Raw genomic sequence first — 11,817 nt, 5'->3', positions numbered from 1 at the left:
AAGGAAAGAATATGCAGAAAATAGAAATAAACGGCGGACAGAAACTCCAGGGCCGGGTGGTTGTAAGTGGCGCTAAGAATGCAGCCTTACCCCTTTTGGCATCAGCCCTTCTGGTTCCAGGAAAAGTGGCATTCACCAATATTCCCGACCTCATGGATATTCAAAGTATCAAACTGCTCTTAAAAGATCTTGGTGCCGATGTTCAAGGCCATGGGCACACTGTGTCCATTGATGCCTCAGATGTTCACAAAGTGGCTGCGGAATACGATCTGGTCAGAAAAATGCGGGCATCCATTCTGGTGCTGGGCCCGCTGGTGGCCCGATTTGGAAAGGCCCGGGTATCATTGCCCGGTGGGTGTGCCATTGGAGCCCGCCCTGTTGATCTTCATTTAAAGGGGTTGGAGGCCATGGGTGCCACCATTGAGATTGATCATGGTGACATCATTGCCACGGCGGAAAGACTTAAGGGAAATGACATTTATTTTGATATTCCCACGGTCACCGGTACAGAAAATCTCATGATGGCCGCCACCTTGGCCAGGGGAACCACGGTTTTGCGAAACAGTGCCAGGGAGCCGGAGATCATGGCACTTGCCAACGCCCTTAACGACATGGGCGCTGATGTTCAGGGGGCCGGGACCGCCGTGATCAAAATTAATGGGGTGGATCATCTGAAGCCTGCAACGATTCGTGTCATACCCGACAGAATTGAAGCCGGTACTTTTCTGGTGGCTGCGGCGGCCACCCGGGGGGATGTGCTGGTTCAGGGCGCTGATCCCGAACACATGGGCGGCATTATTAACAAGTTGAGGCAGACCGGCACCCATGTGGATATCTCTTCCGAAGGAATTCGGGTGCAGGGGGTTGAAAATATCGGTTGTACTGATATTAAAACCCTTCCCTACCCAGGGTTTCCCACGGACATGCAGGCACAGTTTATGGTGCTCATGTCCCTGGCCCGGGGCAATAGCGTGGTCCATGAAACCATTTTTGAAAATCGCTTTATCCATGTCAATGAGCTACAGCGTATGGGAGCAGACATTACCCTGGCCGGGGGAAATTACGCCATGGTGCGGGGGGTGGAAGCGCTGTCAGGTGCCCAGGTGATGGCATCGGATTTAAGGGCCAGTGCATCCCTTGTTATTGCAGGACTTGCCGCCAGGGGGACCACCACCATCAACCGGGTGTATCACATTGACCGGGGATATGAAGCCATTGAGAAAAAGCTGGCATCCCTGGGGGCAGACATCCGCAGGGTATAAAGTGTCTGGCGTGCTTTGGTTTTATCCATTTTTCCTGGTCCCCTGGTATTTATATCTACGTAATCCCAACTAAGGGACTCAGACCTTATTAATTTACCATTTAATACTCGGTGGTTGTTATTTTCCGTGAATGAGACCCCGAATAAACGGTAGATTAAAAATTGCTGACTCCCTAAGTTTGTCTGGGGCACTGGTAAAAATGATACAATACCACCTTCAAAATTGACAGATGCACAGGAGTTTTTCATGGAATGACATTTAAAGAAAACAATGTGCCTCCCCTTGTTCCCCTGTGTTGTCTGCTTTGCCTTGGTATTGTCAGCGGTACGATTCTTAAAGAAGGGGCCTTTGTCTATTTTTATCTGCTCATTCCTGTGGCCATTTGGCTTTTTTTTAAAACAGTTAAAAAGAAGCCCGCCAGGTGGTCCAAGGGCTTTTTCTTTTTTTTATTGGGCGCATTGCTCATTCACAGGATTGAGTACCCATCCGTGCCGTTACATCATATTTCATCACACCAAAACCAGGGAAAGGTGTGGGTGGTGGGTAAAGTGGTGAGCTTGTTTCCTGAAAAGAGAAAGAGCATTGTTGTTACAGTGACAGCTGCGGGAAAAAGTGCAACAGCACTGTTAAAATCCACGGGACGTCTGAAAGTGACCGTCAGGGATTCAGCTTTTTTACCTGCTTACGGGGATATGGTAAGGGTTAAAGGACGCATTCGGCCCTTTCGGAACTTTGCCAATCCCGGTGGATTTGATTACGTTCGTTTCATGAAACGAAAAGGTATCATGGCCTCCCTGTATTGCCGGGGGCCCGATTTTTCCCTTGAAAAAAATCGGGAAACATATCCATGGACGACCCGCTTTATCCGTGGGATTGCCCGTGTGAGAAATGATTTTTCTTTACATATTCAATCAACGGTGAAGGATCAAGACAGTGCAGCCCTTTTAAATGCCCTGGTGCTGGGAAAAAGAAAGATGCTCACAACAGATCTTCAAAATACCTTTTCCCGATCAGGTGCTTCACATGTTCTGGCTGTCTCCGGTCTCCATCTTTCCATTGTTGCCGGGCTGTTCTTTTTTCTTTTTCAGAAATTCTTTTCCCTTTTTACGCCCTTTCTGCTCCGGGGCCTTGCCCGCAAAACAGCGGCTTTGATGACGCTTTTACCCTTGTCCGGTTATGCCCTTATTTCCGGGTTCTCCCCGGCCACCCAGCGGGCGTTGCTCATGGTGTCCGTGGTGATGTTTTCATTTGCCATGGAGCGGGAAAACAGCGTGCTCAACTCTCTTGCTGCGGCGGGTATCGCCATTTTGCTTGCCCGGCCCGGGGCGCTTTTTTCCATCTCGTTTCAACTCTCCTTTGTTGCCGTGTTTTTTATCATCGCAGGGCTTGATCTGGCCCGCCGTCATGGATTTCCTTCCTTTGCCCAACTTGTTTTCAATAAAATAGTACTGTTTTTTCTGGTTTCCCTGCTGGCCATTACCGGTACCCAGCCCCTGGTCATGCATTATTTTAATATGGCAAGCTTCATGGGGATTTTCACCAATGGGGTGACCATTCCTGTGGTGGGATTCGGTGTACTCCCCCTGGGACTTTTATCTTTGTTGCTGTTTCCCGTTTCCGATTTTTTTTGCAATGGCTGTCTTGTAATGGCAGGTGCCATGGCAACCCCCTGCATTGCCTTTCTATCACGGGTTTGTGAGTTCCCTTGGGCGTGGTCAAGAACGGTGACCCCGGATATGGTTTACCTTGGGGCCTGGTATCTGGCCATGGGGGCCATTTATCTCATGCTCCGGGGATGGAAAAAATGGGGGATGCTGGTGGGAATAACAGTTTTTTGTTTTGTTCTTGCCAAAGCGGGGCTGGATATTCGAAATCGTTTTTTTAATCCATCTCTTAAGATCACGGTACTGGATGTGGGGCAGGGCAACAGTGCTCTTGTTCATATGCCCGGGGGGCGCTGTTTTCTGGTGGACGGCGGCGGTTTTTCCAGCAATGCTGTTTTTGATCCGGGGAGGTATCTGGTGGCCCCTTATCTGTGGCGGCAACATATTCTCACCCTGGACGGTGTGGTGCTTACCCATCCCGAGGCCGATCACATGAACGGGCTTTTATACATTTTTGAAAATTTCAGGGTCAAGGTGGTGTATAAAAATAAAGACAGTCGCCAAACAAAAGGATATCAGCGCCTCATGGCGCTGGTACGCTCCAGGAACGTCACCATTCACAGGGTTGATCCCCGTGGAGAGATGATACCCATGGACAAGGGGGGGAGCCTGGAATTTTTTCCTGGATTTTCCGGTAAGACGGATGGGAGAAAAAAACAGAAAAATTACAATGACAACTCCCTGGTGATGCGGGTTGAATTCAGGGATTTTTCCATGCTTTTTCCCGGGGATATCATGACCCGGCGGGAGGTTGATGTTTCAGCTTTGCCCACCTGGGCTGAAGATTTGAGAAGCACCGTTCTTCTGGTGCCCCACCATGGCAGCTCAACCTCCAGTACCCCGACCTTTCTTGACCGGGTTAAACCGCAGATGGCCATTGTCTCCTGTGGGTGGCGCAATCGTTTTCGATTTCCCCATGCCCGGGTGGTGCAAAGATACCGGAAAAGAAAAATTCCCCTTTTACGCACCGACCGGGATGGAGCCGTATGCATTGTTTCCCACGGCACAACCTGGCATATCCAAACCACCCGGGAAAAATCAAAGTTTCCACAAATTAAATAAATATTCGGGCATCTTTCATACAACTTCAAAAGTAGTTTACACTTTTTTATCAAGTTTTTCCGGGAAATGGATATATCTGTCTGGAAAGTGTAAACTGGAAAATGAAACATGCCAATATTCGTGTGGGTTTTTTTATATGAAATACTCCGCAAATCAGGGGGGGGCTTTCAAGCTTTGTTGTGGGCAGCCAAGGCCAGAATATGGTTTGCCCATGGCAGTTATATACAATGCAGCCTCCAAGGCAAGCTAAGGCAGAGCCGCCCCCCCGACGGGCAATAGGAACCGGACAATTGAGCTGTCTACAGTTCCGGTCCGGGCCCATTGCCCGTCGGGGGGGCGGCGGTATAATACCATTTGGCTCCGCGTCTACGACCCTATATTTGTTGTGGGCAGACCGAGGCCAGAACAAGGTCTGCCCCAGTTATATTCGGTAAATTAAACCATGGGAGACCGGCTGCTTACATTGATACCCTTTGACCCTCTGGGCTTCCATTTTTTCCGGCGTATTTCAAAAATGGAATAATAACTCGGTTGGGATTGCCCCCCAGCCCGTCATAGGTGATGCTCACCATGGGAACCCCGCTGTGTTTTTCAATGGATGAAGCCATGGCTTCGGTGACAAGGCCGGGACAGCAGAAGGCCGGGCTTGTCTGGACAAATAAAGCCAGATCCGGGTGGGCCTTTAAGGTGTAATGGATTTTTAATATGTTATCCATGGATTCTCCGGTGTGTTCCGGTAAAATACCGTATTGGGCCAGAATTTTATCAAAGGGATCATCATAGGCGGTATCCGGGGCGTTGAACAGAGGTTCAAAATATCGATAATATTTGCTTTCCATGAGATTCATGGCCGTGAGCAGGGTTTTGCCGGAAATAAGACTTTTATATTTTCCTTCCTTAAACCATTTTCTAAAATAAGAACTGGCAATCATTTTTGCAAATCGGTAGTAGGGGGTGGTCACCACTTCACCGCCATGGGCTTCAATAAAATGAATCAAGTCATGGCTCATGACATCATTGTCCCGGACATAGAAATCCCCGAAAATACCCACCTTGGGACGTCCCGGTTCCACATGGGTGTTGATGTGCTTAAAGGGTTCAAGGGCATGGGCCAAGGCTTTTTCTTTGGATTGGTTGTCTTCAAAGACCTTGGTCAGTATGTCCACGGCCCGGGCAATGGCGGCATCGGTCTTTCCTTTTTGGATTTCATAGGGTCGAATGGTGCATCCAAGACTTCGGATTAATCCACCGAACATATAAGCAAAATAGGCATTCAAGGCTGCTTTCATGGAAATATCACTAAAGGAAAGCTCGCCTTTATACACCCCTGCCTTACCAAAATCAGCCCCCATGTCCGTTAATATGGTTTTGATGTGATGGGGGTACAGTTTGATATTGCAGGCAATGTCGGATTTGCTCATCCACAATACGGTGCGCCCGGGGTCCAGGTCATGGTTCTTTATGGTCTGGGCATAGCCTGCGGCAATGGCATTTAAGGGAATACATTGGCCGGTGTTGGTTTTAAGGCTTTTTTTAATGGTATCTGTGGTTTCCTCCATGAGAATGGCGTTGTATCCCTCCCCCCGGAGTACGGCTGCCAGAAATTTACCGGTGATGGGATCCCAGTTGGGCATGACAATGGTTTTGTCCGACATGTTGTCATCCAATTTGGGATTGACATGGGAAAGGGACACCGGCGGTGGTGAATCCATGGTTTGCCTGTGGTTGCGAAAGGCCCGGACAGCCGCTTCAATGCGGGTTTCATACCCCACGCTGGAGTCATGTTCGTCCAGCTCCAGTACCAGATAGGGTTTGTTATGGGCCTCCATGATTTTTTTAAAATATCCCACTGCAAAGGCATCCGGGGAGCATTTAAAAGAGGTTATATACACGGGGAAAAGATTGTCTGTCCGGGCCGCCACCAGGGTGGCCTTGAGGATGGTGGCGGCATGTTTCCAATGGATTTCCCGGAGCAGGGGCTCAATGGCATCAAAATTATGCTGTTCCATATCCAGCATATCCTGGAAAAAGGCATTGACCTTCATGGAGGCAAAAATATCCAGGATGCCTGCATTAAGGGTTTCAGATAAAATGGTGTAGGGTCTTCCCACCAGAAGAACATCAATGTCAGTTGATCGATTCTGCTGGCGGATCATCATGGCTTTCAACTGCTGTGCACTTCCCTTTTTCCATGCCAGGGCTTTTTCATGGGCCGATGCCACATCAAAAAAACTAAAATGGGCATTGGGGATCTTTTTCAGGGCCCGGTACAATTCCATTTTGGTATGAAAGGCGGTGTGAAGATATTTCACCACCGGAGAGATGAGGCGTTTTTCATCAATGTCACCCAGGGAGGCAATCACTGAGGGCATATACTGGGTGTAATAGCAGTATTGTCGTCGTATTTTTTTGTCTGGAATTCTTTGTTCAAAGTAATAGGGAAGAAAAACTTGATCCGCCTTTTCAAGGAGGTATGACACATGGCCGTGAAGGGCCGCCACTGGGGTGCAGAACTCTGCCGTTGCAATGGCCCGTCCCTGGGTCACCGGTGATTTCATTTTTTCACTGGTGATGGTTTTAATGCCCAGATAATTAAAAAATATTTTCCAGAAGTTGAGATCTTCCACCAGATAAAGGGCCGCAGGAATACCCAGGGTAAAGGCGGATGTCTCCGGGGTGGGGTGGGGCAGGGTCACCCCTTTTTTTCTGTTTCGCAATAGATGAAAATGGTTTTTGGGAGGCACAAAATGATCGGTGTTGTAGTCCCGGCCGCAGAGAAACCCAAAGGCCACAGTCTCTTTTTCAATGGTGACAATGGTAAGCTTGCAATGGTTGGTGCACAGTTGACAGGTTTCCCGGCGCACGGGAAGGGATTGCTTCCAGAGATTAAATCCACGGAAATAACTTTTTTGCGGGGGCTGATCTTTGAGTGTCAGGGCCACCCCCAGTGCACCGGTGAGGTGGCAATAGGGGGAAACATGGATGGGTTTTTCCAATAACTGCTCAAAGGCGGCCACCAGGGCTCTGTTTTTGGCGGTGGCTCCCTGGAAAAGAACGGTGTCACCGATTCTGGCCTGGGTGGCCACCTTGCTCATATAATTGTCCCGCACCGAATGCAGGGCCGATGCCAGCACTTCGTCCACACTGTATCCTTCGGATAGAAAATGGTTCATGTCCCGTTCCATGAACACAGTGCAGCGGTCGCTTGAGATGGGGGAACAAACAGATTCGGCCCGGCGGGAGTAATCTTCCAGGGGGCAGCCCAGTTTTAACGCCTGCTCTTCAATAAAGCTGCCGGTGCCGGCGGCACACACGGTGTTCATGAAAGAGGAAGTGACCACTCCGTTTTTCATGGTGGTGAATTTAGCGTCCTGTCCACCGATTTCAATGATGGTGTCCACTTCCGGGGTGAGCTCAAAGGCAGCCCTGGAATGGGCCGTGATTTCATCCAGTACCAGGTCGGCTCCCATGATGGCAGAGGATAGTTTTCGTCCTGATCCGGTGGTGCCGCATCCCATGATTTCCATGGTCAGTTCATGGGTGGAGATAAAGGCGTCAATGGATTTAAAAATGGCCTGCACCGCCTGCACCGGTCTTGATGCGGTGCGTGTGTAAAAACCGGCCATCACTTCCCCTTCTTTGGTGACAATGACAGCTTTGGTGCTGGTGGAACCCACATCCATACCCAGAAAACAGTGGCAGGTGTTCATACGGGCAGGGTCCATGTAGATGTCATTTTCCACCCCGTTTTCCACAAAATGGGTGTGGGCACTGAAATCCGGGTAGGTGGAAAGGGTTAGATTCAGTTGTGGAAAAAAGTGTTTTTGCAGCTGTTGGCTCCTTTTAACCAACATATCTTCCATGGTATTGTATCCATGGCTGTTCAGAGGGGTAAAAATACCCTGTTGAATATCATCTGCCAGGCACAGGGCTGCCCCCAGTGCCCCGAAAAGATGGCTGTTTTCATCGCTGATAAGGGGGGCCTCAATAATCTGTTCAAGGTGTTTTTTCACCGAAAGATTCCGGGAAACCCCGCCACAAAAAATAATGGGTTCCCGGATTTTTTTTTCCGTAAAAAGGGTGTTGGCAATGTTTCTGGCAAGCCCCCGGCACAGGCCGTCACAAATCTGGGGCACAGAAAAACCTTCCTGCTGGGCATGGATAAGATCGGTTTTGGCAAAAACAGCGCACCGGGTGGCAATATCTGGAATCTCCCGGGTGTTTTCAAAGGCGGCCCGGCTCAACGCTTCGGGGCCTGACAGACCCAGCCGGGTGGATTGCTGATCCAGAAAACTGCCGGTACCGGCAGCGCAGGAGGTGTTGTTCCGGGAGCCTGCATATCTGCCTGTGGGGTCAAACAGGCTTAGACTGAATTTTTCCCCGCCCACGTTGAGGATGGCGCCCGGTGCGCCATGACGTTTTTTTGCGGCACGGATGATGGCAACCTGCTCGTCATAGGCGGCATCCCTTTTGATAATGTCCGGGGTGGCGGCGGTGGCGGCGATGGCTGAAAATGGGTGGACCGCCATGGAACCAAGGGCTGTTTTCAACCCTTGCACAACGTCTCCTTGATGGGCCACAGCCTTTTTAAGAAAAATATTTCCTTTATTGTCTATACCGACAACGGATACGGACACAGATCCAATGTCAATGCCAAGAATATTAAATGCGTATTCCATGGTTAAATTTTCTCCTTTATTTCATTCCAGAATTCCACTACCCCTCTGTGCCAGCCTTCAATAAAGAGCTTGGTGTATTTGTTGATTCCTTCCGGGGTGATTTCCATCAGGGGGTCTTTTGTAATAATGGGTGAAAAATACGCATCCAGCCTGGGATCGGTTACCATTGAAGAAAGGGGGAAAAAATCAAGGACGTATAACAGATCGTCATAATGGGCCTTTTTCACCCATTCAATGCCCTCGATTCTCCCGTTTTCCGAATAATTCCCCTCGGACTGCATTTTCTCATATCTGAGTCTTTCAATGATGTCGACTAAGTCATGATCTTCCTGTAACCGTTTTTGAAACGCTTCTTTTTTTTGAATGGCCTCGGTGAGTGCTTCTTGAAACATTTTGGAAAGATTAAAAGATTTTCGCCATTCTTCCATTTTTTCATGGAGCATGTCCGGAATGCTGAGGGTTATTTTACGTGTCATTGACTGCTCCTTTGGTTTTTTTGTGATTTGTTGTACGCCCGGGATGAACTTGTATGACGATTGAATGTATGTGTCTTTTTTATTAATACGTATTATTAAAAAAAGGTGGTGTCAAGATCTATTTCAACAATTGCCACGGGCGGATTTTATTCTGACCCGGCTCCGCCCATAACAAAGCCTGAAATACGCCCCGGGTTTGCGGAGTATTTCATATAAAAAAAATAAGCATCTCCCAACTCCATGCGGTGTGAGTTTGTGGGGAGCCGTAAAAAATCAAATGGACATCTTCTCCATGGATGGTTATAGTCCATCATTGAGTTTGGGTTCTGTAAAGCATTATCAAAGCGGAAGGTGTGTTGTTTGATCATACCCTGGGTCATCAGGGTGAGAATCAGCCGCCGGGAACACAGCTTTGATTTTGTTGCGCCATCCATTGTTAAGTGCTTGTTGGAAGGACTCCCGGGCTCGCCTTCCAATCAAAAGTTGCAACAGACACGCTTCGCATGCTGATGAACTTTGGGTTTAAAAATTAAGGGATCAAAGTAAAATCCCATGAGATTGCAGTGGGTTCACCCATTTTTTAACCGGCTCTAAGGCGCTGGGAAACATGGAGATCTGCTTTTTTACCTGCTTGAGGACTTTAAAATGATAGCTGAATATATTGAATATTTGGGACATAAAACCCTGGGCATTGTGGGGGGAATCGGTAGGACTTTTCTGTTCATGCTCATGGGTGTTTTTCACATATTCACCCTTCCCTGGCAAATATATAAGGTGGTGGAGCATACCTGGTTCATCGGTATGAAGTCCATGGGGGTGATCATCCTCACGGGCATATTCACGGGGATGGTTCTGGGGCTCCAAGGATACTACACCCTGGTGAAATTCGGGTCCGAAGGGATGTTGGGCTCTGCTGTGGCCCTGACGTTGATCCGGGAACTGGGGCCTGTGCTCACCGCCATTATGGTGACAGCCCGGGCCGGTTCCTCCATGGCAGCTGAACTGGGTGTCATGCGCATATCCCAGCAGATTGATGCCCTGGAAACCATGGACATTGATCCTGTGCGTTTTTTGTTCAGTCCGCGCATCGCCGCTGCTGTTATCAGTTTTCCTCTTCTCACGGCATTGTTTGATGTGGTGGGGATCTTCGGGGGCTATATCACCGGTTCCCTTATGTTGGGAATTAACCCCGGCATTTACCTTTACCGTGTCACAGAAAGTGTGATAATGGCAGATGTCACCGGCGGTTTTGTGAAATCCCTTGTGTTTTCTCTGGTGGTGACCACAGTGTGCTGTTCCCGGGGATTTTTTACCCATCTCCAGGAAGGGGGAGGGTATGGTGCCAAAGGGGTCAGTTCCTCCACCACCAATGCCGTTGTGACCTCCTCTGTGCTGATTCTTTTTTTTGATTATCTTATTACCTGGCTATTGCTTTAAAAACAAGGAGGGGGCCTTATGACAACACCTCTGATTGAATTTGTGAATGTCAAAAAGAGATTTGGTAATATCCGGGTCATGGATGGGCTGAACCTTTCCATTCACAGGGGGCAGATCACTGCTGTCATCGGTAAGAGCGGCAGTGGTAAAAGTGTATTGCTTAAACATATCATCGGACTGGAAGAGCAGGATTCTGGAAGCATTTTTTATGATGGCCGGGACATGGCACAAATGGACAGGACGGCCCGGAGGAAATTTAAAAAAAGGGTGAGTTATATGTTCCAGGATAATGCCCTTTTTGATGCCATGACGGTGTTTGAAAACATTGCTTTGCCCATTGTGGAAAAATCAACCCTTTCCAGGGAAGAGATCAAGGAACGGGTGCTCACCCGTGTGAATCAGCTGGACATCACCGGCACTGAAGAGAAATATCCGGCCCAGCTTTCCGGGGGTATGCGAAAAAGGGTGGCCTTGGCCCGGGCGTTGATCACCGATCCCGAGGTGGTGCTGTTTGATGAGCCCACCACCGGGCTGGACCCCGTTCGAAAGCAGGGGGTCCATGGCATGATCAAAGAATATCAGGCACAATTCGGGTTTACAGCGCTGGTGGTCAGCCATGAAATACCCGAAATTTTTGATATTGCCCAGCAGGTGGCCATGCTGGACCAAGGAAAAATCATACTTCAGGACAATACGGAACAATTTTTGCGTACCAACCTGGATGTTGTCCGATGTTTTATTCATGGAAAGGAAAAAACCGGTGAAAAAATCTAAAAAAAAGTGGGTTGAATTTTATGTGGGGCTGTTTGTGATCGTTGGGGTATTGTGCTCGGGGTACCTGTTGATTTCCCTGGGTGACCTTGATATCGGCGGGAATAAAACCTACCGCATTAATGCTTATTTCAGCAATGTTGCAGGGCTTAAAAACGGTGCCACAGTGGAGATGGCAGGGGTGGAGATCGGACGGGTTATCTCTGTAAATCTGGATACGAAAAAATTGCTGGCACGGGTGATCATGGGGATTCACAAGGAGGTTGTGCTTGCCGAAGATGCCATCGCATCTGTGAAAACATCGGGTATTATCGGGGATAAGTACATCAGCCTTTCCCCGGGGGGATCTGATATGATCCTTGAAGATGGGGATATTTTGTTTAACACAGAATCGGCCATTGACATTGAATCTCTGGTCAGCAAATATATTTTTAATAAAGACCCGGAGTAACCGGCGTGGGGGAGG

The 11,817-nt window shown here is 48.8% G+C and carries 7 protein-coding genes; 5 read left to right on the top strand and 2 right to left on the bottom strand.

The features are described 5' to 3' along the window. Positions 1 to 11 precede the first annotated feature (11 nt). Both murA and B9A32_RS03645 read left to right on the top strand, forming a co-directional pair. Positions 12 to 1,262: a UDP-N-acetylglucosamine 1-carboxyvinyltransferase gene (gene murA, locus B9A32_RS03650; protein ID WP_084067030.1), complete on the top strand. Its 1,251-nt coding sequence runs from the start codon at positions 12 to 14 to the stop codon at positions 1,260 to 1,262. Positions 1,263 to 1,513: 251 nt separating this feature from the next. Then, a complete protein-coding gene (locus B9A32_RS03645; protein ID WP_084067029.1) occupies positions 1,514 to 3,988 on the top strand; it encodes a DNA internalization-related competence protein ComEC/Rec2 in 2,475 nt (824 codons plus the stop codon). Between the two features lie 458 nt (positions 3,989 to 4,446). Here B9A32_RS03645 and B9A32_RS03640 read toward each other — a convergent pair whose 3' ends face one another. Further along, positions 4,447 to 8,667, bottom strand: coding sequence for an acyl-CoA dehydratase activase (locus tag B9A32_RS03640; protein WP_084067028.1), 4,221 nt, complete (start codon positions 8,665 to 8,667; stop codon positions 4,447 to 4,449). Positions 8,668 to 8,669: 2 nt separating this feature from the next. Beyond that, positions 8,670 to 9,143 carry a hypothetical protein gene (locus B9A32_RS03635; protein WP_084067027.1) on the bottom strand — a complete coding sequence of 158 codons (474 nt, stop codon included), beginning with the start codon at positions 9,141 to 9,143 and terminating at the stop codon, positions 8,670 to 8,672. A gap of 645 nt (positions 9,144 to 9,788) precedes the next feature. Here B9A32_RS03635 and B9A32_RS03625 point away from each other — a divergent pair. Genes B9A32_RS03625 through mlaD form a run of 3 tightly spaced genes read left to right on the top strand, consistent with a single transcriptional unit; the run spans position 9,789 to position 11,802 of the window. Continuing rightward, complete coding sequence (locus tag B9A32_RS03625; RefSeq protein ID WP_084067025.1) at positions 9,789 to 10,580, top strand: MlaE family ABC transporter permease; 792 nt, start codon at positions 9,789 to 9,791, stop codon at positions 10,578 to 10,580. 18 nt (positions 10,581 to 10,598) lie between these two features. After that, complete coding sequence (locus B9A32_RS03620; RefSeq protein WP_084067024.1) at positions 10,599 to 11,354, top strand: ABC transporter ATP-binding protein; 756 nt, start codon at positions 10,599 to 10,601, stop codon at positions 11,352 to 11,354. Next, positions 11,323 to 11,802, top strand: coding sequence for an outer membrane lipid asymmetry maintenance protein MlaD (gene mlaD / locus B9A32_RS03615; RefSeq protein WP_084067023.1), 480 nt, complete (start codon positions 11,323 to 11,325; stop codon positions 11,800 to 11,802). The genes B9A32_RS03620 and mlaD overlap by 32 nt, the downstream gene beginning before the upstream one ends. Positions 11,803 to 11,817 lie beyond the last annotated feature (15 nt).

Source organism: Desulfocicer vacuolatum DSM 3385 (assembly GCF_900176365.1).
GTDB classification, from domain to species: domain Bacteria; phylum Desulfobacterota; class Desulfobacteria; order Desulfobacterales; family Desulfobacteraceae; genus Desulfocicer; species Desulfocicer vacuolatum.
This window is presented reverse-complemented; position numbering and strand designations above follow the sequence as displayed.